Raw genomic sequence first — 20,647 nt, forward strand, 5'->3', positions numbered from 1 at the left:
CGCCTGCGCCTCCAGTAGGGTCCCGCATCCGCCTTCCCTGCCCGGAGATGGAGCCCACCCCGGAGGAGGCCTACCGCCCCTAGGCCTTGGCGGAAAGCCAGTCCTCCCCGATGCCCACCTCCACCTCCAGGGGCACCGCCAAGGGCCACACCCCCTCCATGATCCCCTTGGCCTCTTGGGCCACCTCCTCCGCCCGGTCCTTGGGGGCCTCGAGCACCAGCTCGTCATGCACCTGAAGAAGCATCCGGGCCCCCAGGGCCTCCAGCCTGGGGAAGAGCCTCACCATGGCCAGCTTCATGAGATCCGCCGCCGTCCCCTGCACCGGCATGTTGAAGGCCATGCGCTCCGCGGCCTCCCGGATGCTCTTGACCCGGGAGGTAAGGTCGGGCACGTAACGCCTACGGCCAAAAAGGGTTTCCACATAGCCCCGCTCCCGCCCCTCCTGTAGGGTCCTCTCAATCCAAGCCCGCACCTTGGGGTAGCTGTGGAAGTAGCGCTCTATGAAGGCCACCGCCTCTTCGTAGGGGATGGAAAGCTCCCCCGAAAGCCGGTGGGCGGACATCCCGTAGAGCACGCCGAAGTTGATGGTCTTGGCCGCCCGGCGCATCAGGGGGTCCACGGCCTCGGGAGGCACCCCAAACATCCAGCTGGCGGTTTGGGTGTGGATATCCTGCCCCTCCTGGAAGACCCGGATCAGGTTCTCGTCCCCGGAAAGATGGGCCAAAACCCGGAGCTCTATCTGGCTATAGTCCAAGGCCACCAGGGTCCACCCCTCCTCCGCGATGAAGGCGCGGCGGATCCGCTGGCCCAAAGGGGTGCGCACGGGGATGTTTTGCAGGTTGGGGTCGGAACTGCTCAAGCGCCCGGTGGCGGTGGCCGTCTGGTTGAAGCGGGTGTGGAGCCGGCCCGTCTTGGGGTGGACCAGGCCGGGGAGGGGGTCAATGTAGGTGCCCTTCAGCTTGGCCAGCTCCCGGTACTGGAGGATGTGCTCCACGATGGGGTGGACATGCCGCAGGGCCTCGAGGACCGCGGCACTGGTGGAGCGCTTTCCCGTCTTCTCCGTCTTGCCGATGGGGGGAAGCCCCAGCTCGTCAAAGAGGACCCTTTCCAGCTGGTCCCGGGAGTTCAGGTTAAAGGGGTGCCCCGCCAGGCGATGGACCTCCTCCTCCAGCCGCTTAAGCTCCGCCTCCACCTCCAGGGAAAGGGCCCTCAGATAGGCCTCATCCAGCCGCACCCCCGTGGCCTCCATGTGGGCCAGGACCCGGGATAGGGGTTTCTCCACCTCCTGGTAAAGCCAAAGTAGCCGCTCCTCCCCCCCAAGCCGCTCCCGGAGGGCGGCATGGAGCCTTTCGCCAAGAAGGGCCCTTTCCCCCGCCTCCTCCGTCCACTCCCCCCCGTAGCGCCGGGCCACCCCCTCGGGGGTGGTGTTGGCGGGATCCAGAAGGTAGGCGAGGAGCATGGGGTCATCCCCAGGCACCAGGGGGATCCCTTCCCTTAAAGCCACCACCGCCAGGTCCTTGGCCAGTAGGCCCCGGGCCTCCCCAAGCTCCCCCAGGGCGGCCAACGGGTTTTCCGCCCGGTACACCCGCCCCTCCAAGGCCGCCGCCAGGGCCCTGAGTTCGGCCCACATGGGCTCAGGCCTGGAGAGGACAAACCCCACGAAAGCCCCTTCGGGAGGTGGCCAAGGGGCTTCCTCCGCCGCTATGGGGCTTTGCAAAAGGCCAAACTCATGGAGGAGGCTGCCAAACTCAAGCCTTTCCAAAAAGGCTTTGAGGGCCTCCCGGTCCGGCTCCCGGCGCTGGGCAAAGTCCACCTCCAAGGGCAGGTCCGTGCGCACCCGGGAAAGCTCCAAGGAAAGCTGCAGGTCCTCCAGATGGGCCTGGATCTTCTCGCGAAGGTGGGCGGGCTTCACCTGGTCCAGGTTCCGCAAAAGGTTTTCCAGGCTCCCCCATTCCCGGACCAGCTTGGCCGCCGTCTTCTCCCCGATCCCCTTGACCCCGGGGATGTTGTCGGAAGGGTCCCCGGCCAGGGCCCGGTAGTCCACCCATTGGGAGGGCTTCAGGCCATACTTTTCCCAAAGCCACTCGGGGGTGATGAGGTACCCTTCCGGGTGCAGGATGGCGATCCGGTCCGATAGGAGCTGGTAGAGGTCCCGGTCGGCGGTGAGGATGCGCACCTGGTAGCCTTCCCGTTCCGCCCTTTTGGCCAAGGTGGCCAAGACGTCGTCGGCCTCAAAGCCTGGGACCTCGAGGCGTACCAGCCCCAGAAGGTCCACCAGCTCCTTGATGAGGGCAAGCTGCCGGGGGAAATCCTCTGGCGTAGGGGCCCGCCCCGCCTTGTAGGCCTCGTAGGCCTGGTGGCGGAAGGAGGGGGCCTTGGCGTCAAAAACCACCATCACCACATCCCCATCCTCCTTGAGGGCCTTCAAGAGGCTTTTGGCAAAGCCGTACACCGCCTGCACCGGCTCGCCGCGGCTGGTGGTGAGGCCCTTGAGGGCGAAGAAGGTGCGGTAGGCCAGGTGGTGGCCATCCACCAAAAGGACCCGGCCCTTGGGCTCAAAAAGGGGCAGCATCGCCCTTATGCTACCCTAGTCCTCTGCCCGGACCTGCCCCCGGGTGAGGTTCCTCACCTCCCGCAAAACCTCCTCCTTTTCCCCGGCAGGAAGCCGCACGCAAAAGCGCACCCCTTCCGGCCGGTATTCCTCCGTCACCGCAAGGGAGCGGGAGCGTAAGAGCCCGTGCACCCGGCCCACCTCGGAGAAAGGCACCCAAAAGCGCACCTCCGCCCACGCCACGAGGGGCACCTTAGGGGCTCGCCGCAAGGCCTCGGCGGCCACACCCCCATAGGCCCGCACCAACCCCCCGGCCCCCAGCTTGATGCCCCCAAAGTAGCGCACCACCAGGACCACCACCCCGTCCAGCCCCTGGGCCTCAATGGCGTGAAGGATGGGTTTGCCCGCGGTGCCTGTGGGCTCGCCGTCGTCGGAGAAACGGTAGAGGTGGCCCAGTTTGTAGGCAAAGCCGTTATGAGTGGCCTGGGGCTCGCGGTTCGCCGCCAAAAAGGCCAAGGCCTCCTCTTCCGAGGCCACCGGGGCCGCCTTGGCGATGAAGCGGCTCTTCTGGACCGTCTCCTCATGGACCACCTTGTCCGCCAGGGTGTAGGCCATCTACGCCGCTTCCTCCAAGGCCCGGCGGGCGGCCTCCTCCATTCCCCGGGGGTCGGGGAGGAACCCCGTCCAGATGCGGAAAGCCAAGGCCCCTTGCCAGGCCAGCATGGGAAGCCCCGTCTGCACCCGAAGGCCCCTCTCCTGGGCCTCCCTTAGAAACCGGGTCCAGAGGGGGCGGTAGACCAGGTCCACCGCCGCCCCTTCCTTGGGGAAAAGCGCGGCCGGTAAGGGGGTGGCCCCTGGGTCCTTAAGCCCCACGCTGGTGGCGTTCACGAGGAGCCGGGCCTCCGGGGCCTTCTCCAGGGGGACAGCCTCGAGGCCCAACTCCTCCGCCAAGGCCTGGGCCTTTTCCCAGGTGCGGTTCCAGATCCAAACCCTAAGGCCCGCCTCCCGCAAGGCCCAGGCCACCGCCCGCCCTGCCCCCCCGGCCCCCAGGACCAAGGCCGGGCCCACCAGGGGAATCCCCCCGGCCTTCAGGGCTTCCAGAAAGCCTGGGGCGTCGGTGTTGAAGCCCAGAAGCCTTCCCTCCACGGAAAGCACCGTGTTCACCGCCCCTATGGCCCTAGCCTCCGGGGACACCCAGTCCAGAAGGGGCAAGGCCGCCTCCTTGAGGGGAATGGTGAGGTTCACTCCCCGATACTCCCGGCGCACCACCCTAAGACGCTCCTCCAGGGCCTCGAGGGGCGTCTCCCAGGCCTCATACCTCCCCTTTAGGCCTAAGGAGGCCAAGGCATGCCCATGCATGGCCGGGGACAGGGAATGGGCAATAGGGTAGCCCAACACCGCCAGGCGCAGCATGAACCTCAGGATACCCCACCACACTTTTCCCCCAAGGCCGTATAGAATGAGGGCGGTGAAAAGGCTTTTGGCCCTTGGCTTCCTCCTCTCCCTAGCCCTAGGGAAGACCTACCTCATCCCCATCCAGGGGGAGATCGATCCCGCCTTGGCCGTCTTCGTGGACCAGGCCCTGACCCGGGCCGAACGGGAAGGGGCAGGTGGGGTGGCCTTCCTCATTGACACCCCTGGGGGCCGGGTGGATGCGGCCATCCGCATCTCCGACCGCATCCTGCAAACCCCCCTCCCCACCCTGGCCGTGGTGCAGAACGCCTTTTCCGCCGGGGCCCTGGTGGCCCTTTCCTGCCGCCAGGTGGTCATGCTCCCGGGCTCGGAGATCGGGGCGGCCCTGCCGGTGGTGGCCTTGCCCCTTCAGGAGCCCCAGGCGGCGGACCAGAAGATCATCTCCGCCCTCAAGGGTAAGTTCCGCGCGGTAGCCGAGGCCAGGGGTAGGCCTGCGGAGCTAGCGGAGGCCATGGTGGACCCCAACCTGGAAATCCCGGGCCTCTCCGCCAAAGGGGAACCCCTCACCCTCTCCGCGGACAAGGCGGTGGAGCTGAAGGTGGCGGACTTCAAGGCGGGGAGCCTCTCCGAGGCCCTGCGCCAGGCCGGTTACACCCTGGAAACGGAAAGGCTGCAGCCGGGCCCCAGGGTACAGGTGGCCCGCTTCCTCACCAGCTCCACCGTGGCCGGGCTCCTTTTGGCCCTTGGGCTTTTGCTCCTTCTCCTGGAGCTCTTCACCCCGGGGTTCGGAGTGGCGGGGGCCCTGGGGCTGGCCTTCCTGGCCCTCTACTTCGCCGGGGGATGGCTGGCGGGGCTCTCCGGGGCCTTTGAGCTCATCTTGTTTTTCCTGGGGGTGGCCCTCCTGCTGGCCGAGGCCTTTCTCTTTCCAGGCTTTGGCATCGCCGGAGCCTTGGGGGTTGGCTCCATCCTGGCCTCGGTCTACTTTACCTTCGGGGAAAACGCCCTGATGGTGATCGCCATCGCGGTGATCGCCTTGGGCCTGGGCCTTCTTCTGGTCTTCCGCTTCCTGCCCCGAACCCGCCCCGCACGGGCCTTGGTGCTGGAAAGCGCCATCTCCGAACACGCCACCGGGGATGAGGTGGAAGTGGGGGCCATCGGCGTGGCCCTCACGGACCTGAGGCCCGGGGGCGTGGCCCGCTTCGGCAACAGGCGCATAGACGTGGTAGCCAACCGGGGTTTCCTGCCCAAGGGCACCACCTTAAGGGTGGTGGAGGTCAGGGGGCCCACGGTGGTGGTGGAAGCCTGGGAGGAGTGATATGGAAGGATTGGGTGTGCTTTTTCTGGCTTTTATCGTCCTTGTTCTGGTCTTCTTGTTCTTTAGCTTCATCCCCGTAGGCCTCTGGATCTCCGCCTGGGCGGCAGGGGTCCGGGTGCCCCTCATCACCCTGGTGGCCATGCGCCTGAGGCGGGTTCCCCCCGCCAAGATCATCTACCCCCTCATCAAGGCCACCAAGGCGGGGCTGGACGTGCGCCTGGACCGCCTCGAGGCCCACTACCTGGCCGGGGGCAACGTGGACCGGGTGGTGGATGCCCTGATCGCCGCCGACAAGGCGGGGATCAAGCTCACCTTTGACCGAGCCGCGGCCATAGACCTGGCGGGGCGGGATGTCTTGGAGGCGGTGCGGGTTTCCGTGAACCCCAAGGTGATCCAGACCCCCATGGTGGCCGCCGTGGCCAAGGACGGCATCCAGCTATTGGCCACCGCCCGGGTCACGGTGCGGGCCAACATTGACCGCCTGGTGGGTGGGGCCGGGGAGGAGACCATCATCGCCCGGGTGGGGGAAGGCATCGTGACCACCATCGGTAGCGCCAACTCCCACAAGGAGGTGTTGGAGAACCCGGACCGCATCAGCAAGACCGTGCTGGAAAAGGGCCTGGATGCCGGCACCGCCTTTGAAATCCTCTCCGTGGACATCGCCGACGTGGACGTGGGCAAGAACATCGGGGCCCAGCTGCAAATAGACCAGGCGGAAGCCGACAAGAAGATCGCCCAGGCCAAGGCGGAGGAGCGCCGGGCCATGGCCGTGGCCGCGGAGCAGGAGAACCGGGCCCTGGTGGAGGCCATGCGGGCCAAGCTGGTGGAGGCCCAGGCCCAGGTGCCCTTGGCCCTGGCCGAGGCTTTGCGCGCGGGAAGGCTTGGGGTCATGGACTATTACCGCCTGAAGAACATTGAGGCCGACACCGACATGCGGGAGTCCATCAGCCGGGCGGCCAAGCCCGAGGGTGAGGAATGAGTTTAGACGACCTTCTGGGTCTCCTTTTCCTCCTCTTCTTTATCGTCATCCCGGCCCTTCAGGGCCTAAGCCGCCGGGGCCAGCCTCCCCCCACCCCTCCAGGCTTCCCGGAGGACCTGCCCCAGCCGGAACCCCTACCCCGCCCCAAGCCCAAAGCCCGGCCCAAACCCAAACCCCGGCCTACCCCTCCCCCCGCCTCTTTGCCCACCGAGGCCGCCTCCTTGGAGCGCTACCCCAGCCCGGAACGCACGCCCCTGGAGGTCAGCTTCCGCGAAACCCTCTCCCCGGAAGAACCCCGCAAGAAAGCGCCCAAAAAGAGGCTGGTGGCCACCGATGGTGAGAGCATCCTGAAAGGGGTGATATGGCACGAAATCCTGAAGAAGCCCAAAGGTTGGTAATCCCCCTAAAGCCCGAGGAAACCCTGGCCTTCTTGGGCCAGGCGGACCGCAACCTTAAAAAGCTCCGGGCCCTCTTCCGGGAAACCTTTGGCGACCGGCTAAAGCTCGTCATGCGGGGCAACCAGGTGGAGCTGGAAGGGGAACAGGAGGCCTTGGAGGTGGCGGAGCGGGCGGTGCGCGACCTGCTGGCCCTCCTAAGGCAAGGGGCGGAGCTGGATCCTCCCACCCTGGAACAGGCGGTGGCCCTGGCCCTGCAGGGGGAAGGCCTCTACCAGGCCACCACCCCGGAAACCGAGCTGGCGCTACCCGGCCGCCTCCGGCCCAAAACCCCGGGGCAGCGGCGGTACGTGGAGGCCATCGCCACCCACGACATCACCTTCGGCATCGGGCCTGCGGGCACCGGCAAGACTTACTTGGCGGTGGCCATGGCGGTGAGCCACCTCCGGGCCAAAAGGGTCAAGCGCATCATCCTCACCCGGCCAGCGGTGGAGGCCGGGGAAAAGCTGGGTTTCCTGCCCGGGGACATCCAGGCCAAGGTGGATCCCTACCTCCGCCCCCTCTACGACGCCCTCTTTGACATGATCGACGCCGAGCGCTTTGAGCAGTACCTCCAGTCTGGGATCATCGAGGTGGCCCCCTTGGCCTTCATGCGGGGCCGGACCCTCAACGACGCCTTCATCATCCTGGATGAGGCGCAAAACACCACCCCGGAGCAGATGAAGATGTTCCTGACCCGCATGGGCTTCTCCTCCAAGATGGTCATCACCGGGGACATCACCCAGATCGACCTGCCCAAGCACCAACGGTCGGGCCTGGTGGAGGCCACCCGCATCTTGAAGGGCATTGAGGGCATCGCCTTCATCTACTTCAAGGAGTCCGACGTGGTGCGCCACCCCCTGGTGGCCCGCATCATCAAGGCCTATGAGGAAGCCGAACGCGGTGGGGATCGTAGCCAATAAAAGGCCCCCCAAAGGCCTCATCCCCAGGCTCCGCCGGGCCCTTTCCACCCTGATGGAGGAACTGGGCGTGGAGGAAAAGGCGGTCACGGTCATCCTTACCGGGGATCGCAGGATCAGAACCCTGAAACGGGAGTGGTGGGGAGAGGATGAGGCCACGGACGTCCTTTCCTTTCCCCACTATGAGCCTGGGGACCCCTTTGTGCCCCCGCACCTGGGGGATATCTGGATCAGCCTGGACACCGCCAAAAGGCAGGCGGAGGAAAGAGGGGTTCCCCTGGAGGAGGAGGTGCTCACCCTGGCCGCCCATGGGCTATGGCACCTTCTGGGCCACGACCACCAGAAGGAGGAGGATTGGGAAGGGTTCCGCCGCGTCCAAGAGAGGATCCTCAGCCTCTAAAGGGCGTTTGGCGCTCCTTGGGCTACGCTTGGGAGGGCATCCTGTACGCCTGGCGGGTGCAGCGCAACTTCCGCCTCGAGGTCTACCTGGCCCTCCTAGCCCTGGGCCTGACCCTCTGGCTGGGGGTCAACCCGGTGCCGGTCCTCCTCATCAGCGCCCTGGTGCTGTCCCTGGAACTCCTGAACACCGCCCTGGAGGCCCTGGCCGACCTGGTAAGCCCGGTGTTCCACCCCCTGGTCAAACGGGCCAAGGACACCGCGGCAGCAGCGGTGCTTTTGGCCAGCTTCTTCGCCCTCCTCCTGGGCCTCTATCTCTTTCTGCCTCCCCTCCTGGGACGTTTTGGGCTAAGCTAGTCCTATGGACCATGAGGAAAGGGAGATGATCCTGGAGATTTTTCCAGGCACTCCCCCCGAACTTCTCCCCATTGGGGAGATTCTTTATTATCGCGACGAAGAAGGGCGGGTGATCATCCAGGAAAAGGGGCCGCCGGAGCTCCGCCTGACCCTGGACCCCTTGCCCGGAAGCCTGGGAAGCCCCCAGGTGTGCGAGGCCTGCCGCCGCCACCTTTCGGGAAGCGCCTTGGGCTTCTTCCGCCACCCGGTGGGCGGAAGGGAAACCCACCTCCGCTACCTGGTCCTGTGCCTGGACACCGCCACCTGCGCCAGCCATGCGGAGCCCGAGCGTTTGAGGGAAATCCTCCTTCGCGGTATACTCACCTGAGAAGGAGGCCCTTGGGCCAAGGAGGTCGGCTTTGGCCGACCTTCATGACTTACGAGGTGAGCTATGGCGCGCGAGGTAAAGCTAACCAAGGCCGGTTACGAGCGGCTCATGCAGCAACTTCTGCAGGAACGGGAGCGCCTGCAAGAGGCCACCCGCATCCTGCAGGAGCTCATGGAGTCCTCCGACGACTACGACGACTCGGGGCTGGAAGCGGCCAAGCAGGAAAAGGCCCGCATTGAGGCTCGGATCGACAGCCTCGAGGACATCCTCTCCCGGGCGGTGATCATAGAAGGGGCCACCACCGAGGTGATCGGCCTGGGCTCGGTGGTGGAGCTGGAGGACCCGGTCACCGGGGAACGCCTGGAGGTGCAGGTGGTCTCCCCCGCCGAGGCCAGCGTCCTGGAGACCCCCATGAAGATCTCCGATGCCTCCCCCATGGGCAAAGCCCTCCTGGGCCACAGGGAGGGGGATGTGCTCAGCCTGGAAACCCCTAAGGGCAAGAAGGAGTTCCGGGTGGTCTCGGTGCGCGGCTGAACATGAACGAGCAGACACGGCAACGCCTACTCAACCTGGAAGCCCTGGTGGAGGCGGGTTTTCAACCCTACCCCTACCGGTATCCCAAAACCCACAGCGCCAAGGAGATCCTATCCGCCAAGGAGGGGGCCCCCCCGGAAAGCGAGTGGCCCGAAGAGGTGGCCCTGGCCGGGCGCATCGTGGCCCTTAGGCGCATGGGCAAGGTCACCTTTGCCCACCTCCTGGACGGAAGCGGCAGGATTCAGCTTTACTTTCAGAAGGATCTGACCCCCCAGTATGGGCTTCTCAAAAAGCTGGATGTGGGGGACATCCTTGGGGTCAGGGGCACGGTCTTCACCACCAAGACCGCTGAGGTTACGGTAAAGGTCCTCTCCTGGACCCCTTTGGTGAAAAGCCTCCACCCCCTCCCCGACAAGTGGCACGGGATCAAGGACAAGGAGGTGCGCTACCGGCAGCGCTACCTGGACCTGATCGTCAACCCCGAGGTCCGGGAGATTTTCCAACGGCGCACGGCCATGGTGCGCTACATTCGCCGCTTCTTTGAGGAGCGGGGGTTTTTGGAGGTGGAAACCCCCATCCTCCAGCCCACCACCGGCGGGGCGGAGGCCAGGCCCTTCAAAACCTACCACAAGGCCCTGGACCACGAGTTCTACCTGAGGATCTCCTTGGAACTCTACCTGAAGCGCCTTTTGGTGGGGGGCTTTGAAAAGGTTTTTGAGATCGGGCGGAACTTCCGCAACGAGGGCATAGACCACAACCACAACCCCGAGTTCACCATGCTGGAGGCCTACTGGGCCTACGCCGACTACCAGGACATGGCCAAGCTGGTGGAGGAACTGCTTTCCGGCCTGGTCCTCCACCTCTTTGGCTCCTACCGGGTCCCCTACCAGGGCCGGACTCTGGACTTCACCCCACCCTTTAGGCGCATCTCCTTTGTGGAAGCCCTGAAGGAGAAGGCGGGCCTTCCCTTTGACCCCTTGGACCTGGAAAGGCTAAGGATTTTCGCCGATGCCCACCACCCGGAACTGGCCCATGTCCCCAGCTACAAGCTCCTGGACAAGCTTTTCGGCATCTACGTGGAGCCTGAGCTCCAGAACCCCACCTTCGTCTTTGACTTCCCTTTGGCCATCAGCCCCCTGGCCAAGCGGCACCGGGAAAAGCCCGGCCTTACCGAGCGCTGGGACCTCTATGCGGCCGGGATGGAGCTGGCCCCCGCCTACTCCGAGCTCAACGACCCCCTGGACCAGAGGGAGCGCTTCCTGGAACAGGCCAGGCGCAGACGTGAAGGCGACGAGGAGGCCCCCGAGCCCGACGAGGACTTTCTCCTGGCCCTGGAATACGGCATGCCCCCGGCCGCGGGGCTGGGCTTGGGCCTGGACCGCCTGGCCATGATCCTCACCGACCAGCCCTCCCTAAGGGATGTCCTCCTCTTCCCCCTCCTCAAGCCCAAGCGGGAGCTGGTGGAGGAAGAAGTCTAGGTGGCGGAAAGGGCCGCCCGCCTCAGCTTCCTGGTGGCCCTCCTGGTCTTAGGGCTTAAGGGGGTGGCCTACCTGCTCACCGGCTCGGTGGCCCTTCTTTCCGATGCCCTCGAGTCCACGGTGAACGTGGCGGCCGCGCTTCTGGCCCTCTTCGCCATTCGCTTCGCCCAGAGGCCCCCCGACGAAACCCACCCCTTTGGCCACACCAAGGCCGAGTACTTCTCCGCGGTGCTGGAGGGGGTCTTGGTGGTGCTGGCTGCCCTCCTCATCGCCAAGGAGTCCATCCCCCGCCTCCTGGAGCCCAAGCCCCTCCAGGGCCTGGGGCCTGGTCTACTGGTCAGCCTCGTGGCCTCCCTCCTCAATGGGCTCCTGGCCTGGCACCTCATCCGCCAGGGAAGGCTCCTCCGCTCCCCGGCCCTCACCGCCGATGGGTACCATGTGCTTTCCGATGTCCTGACCTCCGTGGGGGTGCTGGCCGGCGTGGGCCTGGCCTGGGCCACGGGGCTATGGGTGCTGGACCCCCTCCTGGCCCTATTGGTGGCGGGGAACATCCTCCTCATGGGCTTCCGCCTGGTGCGCCAGTCCGTGGGGGGGCTTATGGACGAGGGCCTCCCCCCAGAAGAGGTGGGGCGGATCCGGGAAACCATTGGCAAGGCCTTGCGAGAAAGGGCCCTGGAGGTCCACGACCTAAAGACCCGCAAGGCGGGAAACCGGGCCTTTTTGGAGTTCCACCTGGTGGTGCCGGGGTCCATGACGGTGGAAGAAGCCCACCGGCTCTGCGATGAGCTGGAAAGGGTTCTGGAGAGGAGTTTCCCCGGGCTTGCCGTCACCATCCACGTGGAACCCGAAAGCGAGCGTAAACGCCCGGGGTGAGGAAGCTGCGGCCCAAGGCCCAGGGAAGACCTCTCGCAGGGCGTTCCCCCCTACCCTGGCCCCCTGGGAAAGGCGGGGCTGGAGCCCTAACCCCTGGCCCGGGGCCGGGCGCGCCGGCGGCAGGGATGGCATTACGCTCTTTTCCTTGGGCGCACAAAAGCGTAGAATATGGCCCAAGGGAGGGCCCATGCGCAAGAAGCACGACTGGCTCAGGGAGACGTACCAGAAGAGCCTGGAGAAGATGCCCGAAAGGCCCGTGGCCCACCGCACCCTTTCGGACATCGCCCCAGAGCCCCTTTACACCCCCGAGGACATCGGGGTCCTGGACCCCGAGTACGGGGAGAAGCGGGGCTACCCCGGGGAGTACCCCTACACCCGGGGGGTCTACGGCTCCATGTACCGGTCCAAGCTCTGGACCATGCGCATGTTCGCCGGCTTCGGCACCGCCGAGCAGACCAACGAGCGCTTCAAGAAACTTCTAAAGGCGGGCCAAACCGGCCTCAGCGTGGCCTTTGACCTGCCCACCCTCATGGGCTACGACTCCGACCACCCCCTCTCCAAGGGAGAGGTGGGCAAGTGCGGGGTGGCGGTATCCAGCCTGGCGGATATGGAGATCCTCTTTGAGGGGATCAACCTCGAGGAGGTCACCACCTCCATGACCATCAATAGCCCCGCCAACGCCATCTGGGCCATGTATCTGGCGGTGGCCAAGAAAAAGGGCTACGACTGGAAAAAGCTTGGGGGCACCATCCAAAACGATATTCTGAAGGAGTTCATCGCCCAAAAGGAGTTCATCTTCCCCCCAGAGCCCAGCGTGAAGCTGGTCATCGACACCTTTGAGTGGGGGCCTAAGAACGTCCCCAAGTGGAACTTCATCTCCGTATCCGGTTACCACATCCGGGAGGCGGGCTCCACGGCGGTGCAGGAGCTGGCCTGGACCCTGGCCGACGGGTTTGAGTATGTGGAAGCCGCCCTTAAGCGGGGCCTGGACATCGACGAGTTCGCTCCCAGGATCAGCTTCTTCTTTGATGTCCACAACGACTTCTTTGAGGAAATCGCCAAGTTCCGCGCCGCAAGGCGCATCTGGGCCAAGGAGATGCGCCACCGCTATGGGGCCAAGAACCCGCAAAGCTGGGCCCTGCGCACCCACGCCCAGACCGCTGGGGTCTCCCTCACCGCCCAGCAACCCCTCAACAACATCGCCCGGGTGGCCATCCAGGCCCTGGCCGCCGTCCTTGGGGGCACCAACAGCCTCCACACCGACGCCTACGACGAGGCCCTGGCCCTGCCCACGGAGGAATCCGCTACCATCGCCCTGAGAACCCAGCAGATCATCGCCTACGAAAGCGGGGTCACCCACACCATTGACCCCTTGGCGGGGAGCTATTACGTGGAGTGGCTCACCGACGAGATGGAGCGCCAGGCCATGGCCATCATCCAGGAGATCCGCCGCATGGGAGGGGTGGTGCGGGCCATTGAGGAGGGCTACTTCCTCCGGGAGCTGGCCGAGGCCAGCTACCGCTACCAGCAGGAGGTGGAGCGCAAAGAGAGGATCATCGTAGGGGTGAACGCCTTCACCGACGAGATTCCCCTGAAGGTTCCCATCCAGCTGGTGGACCCCGAGGTGGAACGGGTCCAGGCGGAGCGCCTGGCCCGGGTGCGCCGGGAGCGGGACCAAAAGCGGGTGGAAGAGGCCCTGGCTGGCCTGCGCCGGGCTGCGGCGGAAGGGCAGAACACCATGCCCCACTTCGTGGAGTGCGCCTTGGCCTACTGCACCCTGGGGGAGATGATGGACGTCTTGCGGGAGGTGTACGGCACCTACCAGGAGCCCGCCTACGTTTAGGATGGGGTTATGGACCGGCGCATACGGGTGCTCATCGCCAAGCCCGGGCTGGATGGCCACGACCGTGGGGCCAAGGTGGTGGCCCGGGCCTTAAGGGATGCCGGCATGGAGGTCATTTACACCGGCCTACGGCAAACCCCCGAGATGATCGTCTCGGCGGCCATCCAGGAGGACGTGGACGCCATTGGGCTATCCATCCTCTCGGGGGCCCACATGCACTACTTCCGGGAGGTTAAAAGGCTTTTGGACGAGCGGGGAGCCTCGGACATCCTCCTCTTCGGGGGAGGGATCATCCCCGATGAGGACGTACCCAGGCTGAAGGAGCTAGGGGTGGCGGCGGTGTTTGGCCCCGGGACCAGCACCCAGGAGATCGTGGACTTCCTAAGGCGGGCGGTGCCGGAGCGCTGGCAGGCCCAGGGCTTAGCATGAAGGCCATCCAGCTTTACTATCCACCGGGATGGGCCCACTGCTATGGGTGTGGCTACCTGAACCCCATGGGCCTCCACATCAAAACCCACTGGCACCCCCAAAAGGCCCAGAGCGAAACCCGCTTCACCCCAAGCCCCCACCATACCGCCATCCCTGGGTACGTGTATGGGGGGCTTCTGGCCTCCTTGGTGGACTGCCACTCCACCGCCACCGCCGCCGCGGCTAAGGCCCAGGCCGAGGGCCTGGACCTGGAACGCCATCCCCTCCGCTTCGTCACCGCCAGCCTCAAGGTGGACTACCTAAAGCCCACCCCCCTGGGCCCGGAACTCCTCCTGGTGGGCCGGGCCAAGGAGGTGAAGGGGAAAAAGGTGGTGGTGGAAACCGAGCTTTACGCGGAAGGCGTGCTCACCGTGCGGGGGGAAGCGGTGTTGGTGCAGATCACCGAGGGTTTTGGTCTGGAAAATAGCGCTCCAAAACACGGATGAGTTCCGAAAGCGCCTCGGCCTTTGGCGAGGCCACCAACACCAGCTCCAGCCAAGCCTCTTCCAGCGTCTTTTTCAAGGCCAAAAGCTCGGGGCCGGGAAACACCTTGCCTATGGCCACCGCTTGGGTGCGCTCATAACACTCCTGCTTTTCCGCCTGGAGATGGCGAAGGGTTTGCTGGGCATCGTAAAGGGCCGCCTCCAGCTGGTTGATGCGGTCGTGCAAGGGCTTCTCCTCCTGGCGCCTCCTTTGGGCCTGCTGCAGGAACCACCTCTCCCACTCGTCATCCCAGTGCATGGCCTTAGGATAGGGTCGCCCCCAAAGCCTAGGGCGTGATCTCGGCACAAGAGGGCCGAATCCCTGGCTCGAGGGCCCTCACTTGGGCGCACCCCATCGCGCCTCCCGAAAACGTTCCAGGAGGAAGAGGGCCAGGGCTAAGGCGATGAGGTAGGGGCGAAGGGGCAAGGAGGAAAGCGGCACCCTTCCCAAATCCTCGAGGGCCAGAAGCCTTCCCCCAGAGGTCTCGGCCAGGGCCCTGAGAATCCCTTCCCCATCCCTGGGGGTCCACTCCCCGGGAAGGGGTAGGGTTAGGGGAAGGCGGCGCTTCCCGTCTAAGAGCACCCCCGGTTCCCCAGCCAGCACCTCGTACCGCTCCGGACCCGTGGGCACCAAGGGCACCTCCCTTCCGCCGCTAAGGAAAAGGGGGTTCTCTAAACGGCCCAGGACCACGACACGCACCTGGTGCCCCTCAGGGTAGGTATAGAGGGCCAGGGCCTTTTGGCTTCCCATGAGGTAGCGGGCTAGCCCCCCAAAAAAGGGGGCAGCCCCTTCCCAACCCCGCCAGGACCGGGAAAGGTCGGTGGCCAAGGCGGCCACCCGCCCTTCCCCCCGCTCCCCCATGGCCAAAACCGCCCGCCCCTCGCTCTCCACAAGCACCTCCGCCCAGGGCTCGGCCCGGGCCGGCAGGAGAACGGAAAGGGGGGGTGGGGAAAGCCCTTGGGTTAAGGGATGGGGCCTGGTTTGCACGGGGAAACGGCCCTCCAGGCGCTCGCCTTGGAACACCTCCTGCCCCTCCCTCAGGAAAAGCCGGGGAAGTTCCTGGGCGGTGGCCGCCTGGTAGTACCGCCCCCCACCCCGCTGGGCCAGCTTCTCCAAGAAGGCCCGGTCGGCGTCAGGACCTAAGGCCATGGTGCTCACCTCGAGGCCCGAGGCCTCCGCCAGGGACAGGATGGGGTCCTGGGAATCGGAGATGAGACCGTCGCTCAGCACCAAAACCCCCTTGCGCTCCACGGGCACATCCTGAAGCAGCCTGACCGCCTCCCGGAAGGCAGGGCCTAGGACCGTCCCACCCCCAGCCCGCACGGAGAGGAGAAGGCTTTCCGCCTCCTTTTTGCCCTGCTCGGTCATGGGTCGCGGAGGGAACAGCACCCGGTGGGTGGAGGAAAAGAGGACCACGCCCAGGTAATCCTCCGGCGCCGCCGACCGCACCAGTTCCAAGGCCCCGGCCACCGCCAGGGAAAGCTTCTCCCCCTCCATGCTTCCGGAAACATCCAGGACCAGGACCAAGGCCGCCCCCTTACGGCCCAGGGGCTTTAAGGGAAGGTCTTCCGGCAAGACCCGGTCCCAGCCACCGAAGAAAAGGCCCTTGGGGGTGGCGGTGAAAAGAAGCCCTCCCCCCCGGCGCAGATACTCCCTTAGGGCCTCGGGGGCTCCTGGGGGAAGGTCCAGGACCCCCAGGCCCACCACCACCAGGTCGGCCTCCAAGGGCAGGCGGAAGGGGCCCTCCTCCACCTGGAAACCCTGGGCCTCCAGGTAACGGGCCAAGGCCGGATCCCCCAGCACCAGGGCCTGGCCGCGGTCGGCAGGTTCCAGGCTTACCTGGGCCTCGCTCCTGCCCCAGGCGCCCTCCACCACCGCCCGCACCTGGGCCTTCTCCGTAAGGGAGAAGGTGTAGGCCAGGGTTTTGCGACCCTCCACCCGGAGACTCTTTTCCACGGACCCCCCAGGACCCTCCACCCTAAGCCGGGCCTCCACGGGCACGGGGGCCTCGAGGACCACCCCCACCCCCACCGTCTCCCCATAAAGCGGGTAAGGCGGGGGCAAAAGCCTCACCGCCACATGGGGCTTGGGGGGCACGTACACCGCATCCAGGGGGAAAGGCGCCGGTATGGGGGCAAAGAGCCCATCGGAGACCAGCACCACCCGGTCAGGCCTAAGGGCTAGCGCCTCCCTAAAAGCCGCCCCCAGGTCCGTCCCTTCCCCAAGGTCCAGCCTACGGGCGGTGGGTGAGGGTAGCCGGGCCACCCGCTCGGCAAAGGCCAGGTAGATCCCATCCCTAGGCAAACGTTCCGCTAGGGCAAAAACGCTATCCCGAGCGGAAGGGGAAAAGTCCAAGAGGTACACCACCCGCCCCGGTAGGGGCCATGCGGGGCCCAGGAAGGCCAAGAGGAGAAGCACGAGAACCCCTAGCCGGAGCATAGCCTCATGCTAGGGCTGGGGGAACCCCTCAGTCCATCCAGTGCCCGAGCTTCTCCTTTTTGGCCTGGAGGTACCGCTCGTTGTGGGGATTGTCCCCGGCCCGCAAGGGAAGGCGCTCCACGATCTCTATGCCGAAGCCGGAAAGGGCCTTTACCTTGCGGGGGTTATTGGTGAGAAGGCGCATCTTGCGCACCCCCAGGTCGTAGAGGATCTGGGCCCCCACCCCGTAGTCCCGTAGATCCGGAGGAAATCCCAAGGCCAGATTGGCCTCCACCGTGTCCAGCCCTTGGTCCTGCAGGTGGTAGGCCCGGATCTTGTTGATGAGGCCGATTCCCCGCCCCTCCTGCCTCAGGTAGACCAAAACCCCCTTCCCCTCCTGGGCAATCCGCTCCAGGGCCAGGTCCCGCTGGAAACCACAATCACACCTTAAGGAGTGCAGGGCATCCCCGGTGAGGCACTCGGAGTGCATGCGCACCAGGATGGGCTCCTCAGGCTCCCAGCTTCCCATGACCAGGGCAGCGTGCTCCTCCCCGGTGAGGCTATCCCGGTAGCCCAGGATGCGGAACTCGCCAAACCGGGTGGGCAAAAGGGCCTCCGCCTCCCGCCTCACGTAGAGATCCCCCTTCTCCAGGCGATAGCGGATGAGGTCGGCGATGGTGCCCACCTTTAGTCCATGCCGCTTGGCGAAGCGTAGCAGGTCCGGCAGGCGGGCCATGCTGCCATCCTCCTTGAGAATCTCAATGAGGCTTCCCACAGGGGTAAGCCCCGCCAGGCGCAGGAGGTCCACCGTGGCCTCCGTGTGCCCGGCCCGCCTCAGGACCCCGCCGGGCCTCGCCACTAGGGGAAAGATGTGCCCCGGACGCCGGAAGTCTTGGGCAGTGGCCCCGGGGTCAGCCAGAAGCCTAAGGGTGGCCGCCCGCTCAAAGGCGGAAATCCCCGTGCTGGTTCCTCGAGCATCCACGCTCACGGTGAAGCGGGTGCCCTGGGGATCCTGGTTCCTCTCCACCATGAGGGGCAGGTCCAAGGCCTGGGCCCGCTCCTCGGTGAGGGCCACGCAAAGCAGGCCCCGGCACTCCTTGAGCATAAAGTTCACCCACTCCGGGGTCACGTGTTCCGCCGCCATGATGAGGTCGCCCTCGTTTTCCCGGTCCTCGTCGTCCACCAGGATCACCGGGCGGCCTTGGCGGAGTTCCTCCAGGAGTTCCCTAACGCTGGCCAAACCCTCCATCATTCCCCCTTCATCAATCGTTCCAGGTAACGGGCGATGAGGTCCACCTCCAGGTTCACCCCATCCCCCACCCTCAGGCTTCCCAGGTTGGTGACCCTTAGGGTGTGGGGGATCAGGGTCACGAAGAAGGCATCCCCCTCCAGCCCCGCCACCGTGAGGGAAACCCCGTTTAGGGCCACGCTCCCCTTTTCGGCGATGTAGCGGGCCAGTTCCCGCGGCGTGCGGAAGTAGTAGTCCCGGGCCCCTGGGGTCTCCCGGATGGCCACCACCTCCGCCACCCCATCCACATGCCCGGTGACGAAATGCCCCCCAAGCCGGTCCCCCACCCTAAGGGCCCTTTCCAGGTTGGGCCGGTGCCCCACCCGCCAGGTGGGGGCGGTGCGGCGCCGGGTCTCCTGGGCCAACTCCACCCAAAACCCCTCCCCATCCACCGCCACCGCGGTGAGGCAGACCCCGTCCACGGCCACGGAATCCCCCACCTTGAGGTCGGAAAGCACCTCTTGGGCGGCAATCCGCACCCTGAGGAAGGGTCCTTCCTCCACCCCTACAATCTCGCCCGTTTCCTCCACCAGTCCCGTGAACATCATCCCTCCGGATAGGCCTCCAGCCAAAGATCCTCTCCCAGCCATTCCCTACGCACCAGCCTGAGCCCTTTGGCCTCGGCCATGCGCTCCACGGCAAACCCCTCCAAAAACCCCTTCCCCTCTCCCAAGACCTTGGGCGCCAGGAAAAGGACCAGCTTATCCACCAAGCCCCTTTGCCAAAAGGCTCCGGCCAGCCTGGGACCGCCTTCCAACAAGACCCCGTCCAGGCCCTCCTCCAGCAGGAAGGCCAAGGCCGCTTCCAGGCTCACCCTTTCCCCTTCCCGGGGAAGCTCCACCACCCTGGCACCCACCCCCTCGAGGACCCTAAGCCGCTCCTTGGGAGCGCCTCTGCCCACCAACACGTACACCTGGGCAGGCTCCTCCCGGGGCCCCTTGTGGAAGATGCGAGCGGTAGGAGGGGTGCGGCCTTCTGTGTCCAGGACCACCTTCACCGGGTCCCTAAGGGGCGGGGGCTCCAGCATGAGGGGGAAGGGGCGGAAGTCGGGCTCCCGCACGGTGAGCCAGGGATCGTCCTGCAAGACCGTTCCCACCCCCACCATCACCACGGGAAGCCACTGGCGGTAGGCCTGGGCCACGCGCCGGCTTTCCTCCGAGGAAACATAGCGGGCATCCCCGCTCAAGGCCGCCACCCTGCCGTCCAGGGTAAGGGCCGCCTTAAGGAGCACAAAGGGCCGGCCCTTTCTTTGCCGGTGGAAGAAGACCTCGTTCTGTTCCCGGGCCTCGGCCTCCAGAAGCCCCGCCTCCACCTCCACCCCCCCCGCCCGAAGGCGCTCTAAACCCCCTTGGGCCAAGGGGTTGGGGTCCTGGACCGCCACCACCACCCGGGCCACCCCCGCCTGCAAAAGGGCTAGGGAGCAAGGAGGAGTGCGGCCATGGTGGTCGCAGGGCTCCAAGGAAACATAGGCGGTAGCCCCCCGGGCCAAGGGCCCCGCCTCCTTTAGGGCAAAGACCTCCGCATGGGGCTCCCCGGCCTTGGGATGGTACCCCTCCCCCACGATCCGCCCATCCCGCACCAGCACCGCCCCCACCAAGGGGTTGGGGTGGGTGTGGCCTCGAGCCCGTTCGGCCAGCTGCAACGCCCTACGGAGAAAACGCTCGTCCAGCTCTCGCAAAGACCCTCCTTCTCCCATCCGGACTTTCACCGTCGGCCCCGGAATTCCACCGGGTCGGGCCCCAAAGGGGCTTCGCGGGCTTTCACCGCCGGTGGGGACTTCCACCCCGCCCCGAAGGAGGTGCCCGCAGGCACCAACCCCACTTTACAACCACCAGGAAGGTCACAAGTTGGGATGCCCTACCCTCAGACCCTCGGCCCGGGCCGATACCCGAAAGCGGGCACCCCGGGGGAGAAACCGGAACTTCCAAGGACAAACCTGCCACCCCTATGGCGGCCTCGGAGAAACCCAAAGGGAGGTCCTGGTACCGGGGTACCTGCATCCGCACGCTGGGTAGGTCCTGCCTGGAGAAAAGCCCTCCGGGCCCCATAGCCCATCCCACGCTCCACCCAGTGGGTCACCTCGGCCAAGATGGCCACCGGAAGGATACAGGGCCCGGTCGGCCCCCTTATGACCTCCTCTACGCATTTCAGGAAGGCCTACAGGGCAGAGGGGTCCAGGACCAGGGCCGAGGAGGCCAAGGCTCCTTTCCCCATGCCCTCTCCCACCAGGCTTCTGCCCTACGGCCTGGGACCCCGGTGTCCTTCTGCCCACGGACTTAGGAGAAGGCGAGGCCAGGTAGCGCGCCAACCCCTCCCTTATGGGCTCAGCCGCAGACGCTTCACAATAGAGCCAAAACAAAATAAGGGGCCTGTGAAGGCCCCTATCCCTTTGGTGGAGGTGGGGGGAGTCGAACCCCCGTCCGAAAGTCCCTACGGCAGGCCTCTACGCGCGTAGTCCGTGTTTCGGGTGTCCCCCTGGCTTAGCCCACGGACAGGCGGCCAAGGGCAAGCTCCGCTTGTTTTCGCCTTG

21 protein-coding genes, 1 other RNA gene and 1 riboswitch are annotated in these 20,647 nt (G+C 65.8%); of the genes, 13 read left to right on the top strand and 9 right to left on the bottom strand.

Features of this window, described 5'->3' with window-relative positions:
• Positions 1 to 79: 79 nt before the first annotated feature.
• From polA to aroE, 3 genes are read right to left on the bottom strand one after another with little or no spacing between them, the layout of a single operon-like run.
• Entirely contained in the window at positions 80 to 2,581 is a 2,502-nt protein-coding gene (gene polA / locus Q0693_RS10100) for a DNA polymerase I (RefSeq protein WP_298631514.1), read from the bottom strand.
• Between the two features lie 6 nt (positions 2,582 to 2,587).
• Entirely contained in the window at positions 2,588 to 3,166 is a 579-nt protein-coding gene (locus Q0693_RS10105; RefSeq protein ID WP_298631469.1) for a YigZ family protein, read from the bottom strand.
• Positions 3,167 to 3,964, bottom strand: coding sequence for a shikimate dehydrogenase (gene aroE, locus Q0693_RS10110; protein WP_298631472.1), 798 nt, complete (start codon positions 3,962 to 3,964; stop codon positions 3,167 to 3,169).
• 46 nt (positions 3,965 to 4,010) lie between these two features.
• On the opposite strand from aroE, the gene Q0693_RS10115 reads away from it, so the two are divergent.
• From Q0693_RS10115 to Q0693_RS10175, 13 genes are all read left to right on the top strand, one after another.
• Positions 4,011 to 5,279 (top strand): NfeD family protein, encoded by a 1,269-nt coding sequence (locus tag Q0693_RS10115; protein ID WP_298631475.1) that lies wholly within the window; start codon positions 4,011 to 4,013, stop codon positions 5,277 to 5,279.
• A 1-nt stretch (position 5,280) separates the two neighbouring features.
• Complete coding sequence (gene floA, locus Q0693_RS10120; protein WP_243027344.1) at positions 5,281 to 6,258, top strand: flotillin-like protein FloA; 978 nt, start codon at positions 5,281 to 5,283, stop codon at positions 6,256 to 6,258.
• Entirely contained in the window at positions 6,255 to 6,656 is a 402-nt protein-coding gene (locus Q0693_RS10125; RefSeq protein WP_298631479.1) for a hypothetical protein, read from the top strand. The genes floA and Q0693_RS10125 overlap by 4 nt, the downstream gene beginning before the upstream one ends.
• Entirely contained in the window at positions 6,620 to 7,615 is a 996-nt protein-coding gene (locus Q0693_RS10130; protein ID WP_243029464.1) for a PhoH family protein, read from the top strand. Before Q0693_RS10125 ends, Q0693_RS10130 begins: the two co-directional genes overlap by 37 nt.
• A complete protein-coding gene (ybeY, locus tag Q0693_RS10135; protein WP_298631485.1) occupies positions 7,578 to 8,012 on the top strand; it encodes an rRNA maturation RNase YbeY in 435 nt (144 codons plus the stop codon). Before Q0693_RS10130 ends, ybeY begins: the two co-directional genes overlap by 38 nt.
• The gene (locus Q0693_RS10140) at positions 7,967 to 8,365 is read left to right on the top strand and encodes a diacylglycerol kinase (RefSeq protein WP_243029462.1); all 399 of its coding nucleotides are present in this window, start codon (positions 7,967 to 7,969) and stop codon (positions 8,363 to 8,365) included. The genes ybeY and Q0693_RS10140 overlap by 46 nt, the downstream gene beginning before the upstream one ends.
• A 4-nt stretch (positions 8,366 to 8,369) precedes the next feature.
• Positions 8,370 to 8,732, top strand: coding sequence for a hypothetical protein (locus Q0693_RS10145; protein WP_243029461.1), 363 nt, complete (start codon positions 8,370 to 8,372; stop codon positions 8,730 to 8,732).
• Positions 8,733 to 8,795: 63 nt separating this feature from the next.
• Positions 8,796 to 9,266, top strand: coding sequence for a GreA/GreB family elongation factor (locus Q0693_RS10150; RefSeq protein ID WP_243027339.1), 471 nt, complete (start codon positions 8,796 to 8,798; stop codon positions 9,264 to 9,266).
• Between the two features lie 2 nt (positions 9,267 to 9,268).
• Complete coding sequence (gene lysS, locus Q0693_RS10155) at positions 9,269 to 10,744, top strand: lysine--tRNA ligase (RefSeq protein ID WP_298631491.1); 1,476 nt, start codon at positions 9,269 to 9,271, stop codon at positions 10,742 to 10,744.
• The gene (locus Q0693_RS10160; RefSeq protein WP_298631494.1) at positions 10,745 to 11,617 is read left to right on the top strand and encodes a cation diffusion facilitator family transporter; all 873 of its coding nucleotides are present in this window, start codon (positions 10,745 to 10,747) and stop codon (positions 11,615 to 11,617) included. It abuts the gene before it with no gap.
• Between the two features lie 187 nt (positions 11,618 to 11,804).
• The gene (locus Q0693_RS10165; RefSeq protein WP_298631497.1) at positions 11,805 to 13,460 is read left to right on the top strand and encodes a methylmalonyl-CoA mutase family protein; all 1,656 of its coding nucleotides are present in this window, start codon (positions 11,805 to 11,807) and stop codon (positions 13,458 to 13,460) included.
• 9 nt (positions 13,461 to 13,469) lie between these two features.
• Positions 13,470 to 13,889 (top strand): cobalamin B12-binding domain-containing protein, encoded by a 420-nt coding sequence (locus Q0693_RS10170; RefSeq protein ID WP_243029457.1) that lies wholly within the window; start codon positions 13,470 to 13,472, stop codon positions 13,887 to 13,889.
• On the top strand, positions 13,886 to 14,374 hold the full coding sequence (locus tag Q0693_RS10175; RefSeq protein WP_298631500.1) for a hotdog domain-containing protein: 489 nt from the start codon (positions 13,886 to 13,888) through the stop codon (positions 14,372 to 14,374). The genes Q0693_RS10170 and Q0693_RS10175 overlap by 4 nt, the downstream gene beginning before the upstream one ends.
• Here Q0693_RS10175 and Q0693_RS10180 read toward each other — a convergent pair.
• From Q0693_RS10180 to ssrA, 6 genes are all read right to left on the bottom strand, one after another.
• On the bottom strand, positions 14,328 to 14,669 hold the full coding sequence (locus Q0693_RS10180) for a hypothetical protein (RefSeq protein ID WP_298631503.1): 342 nt from the start codon (positions 14,667 to 14,669) through the stop codon (positions 14,328 to 14,330). The two genes, Q0693_RS10175 and Q0693_RS10180, sit on opposite strands and share 47 nt — an antisense overlap.
• Before the next feature lie 78 nt (positions 14,670 to 14,747).
• A complete protein-coding gene (locus Q0693_RS10185; protein WP_298631506.1) occupies positions 14,748 to 16,850 on the bottom strand; it encodes a VWA domain-containing protein in 2,103 nt (700 codons plus the stop codon).
• Positions 16,851 to 16,878: 28 nt separating this feature from the next.
• Positions 16,879 to 18,078 (bottom strand): bifunctional 3,4-dihydroxy-2-butanone-4-phosphate synthase/GTP cyclohydrolase II, encoded by a 1,200-nt coding sequence (locus Q0693_RS10190; RefSeq protein ID WP_243029506.1) that lies wholly within the window; start codon positions 18,076 to 18,078, stop codon positions 16,879 to 16,881.
• Positions 18,078 to 18,662, bottom strand: a complete 585-nt coding sequence (locus tag Q0693_RS10195; protein WP_243029505.1) for a riboflavin synthase — start codon at positions 18,660 to 18,662, stop codon at positions 18,078 to 18,080. The genes Q0693_RS10190 and Q0693_RS10195 overlap by 1 nt, the downstream gene beginning before the upstream one ends.
• A complete protein-coding gene (gene ribD, locus Q0693_RS10200; RefSeq protein ID WP_298631508.1) occupies positions 18,662 to 19,795 on the bottom strand; it encodes a bifunctional diaminohydroxyphosphoribosylaminopyrimidine deaminase/5-amino-6-(5-phosphoribosylamino)uracil reductase RibD in 1,134 nt (377 codons plus the stop codon). The genes Q0693_RS10195 and ribD overlap by 1 nt, the downstream gene beginning before the upstream one ends.
• 2 nt (positions 19,796 to 19,797) lie before the next feature.
• Positions 19,798 to 19,918, bottom strand: a riboswitch (FMN riboswitch).
• Positions 19,919 to 20,507: 589 nt separating this feature from the next.
• Positions 20,508 to 20,647: a transfer-messenger RNA gene (gene ssrA, locus Q0693_RS10205) on the bottom strand; the annotation flags it as partial.

Origin of the sequence: uncultured Thermus sp. (genome assembly GCF_938010445.1) — a bacterium.
GTDB classification, from domain to species: Bacteria; Deinococcota; Deinococci; order Deinococcales; family Thermaceae; genus Thermus; species Thermus altitudinis.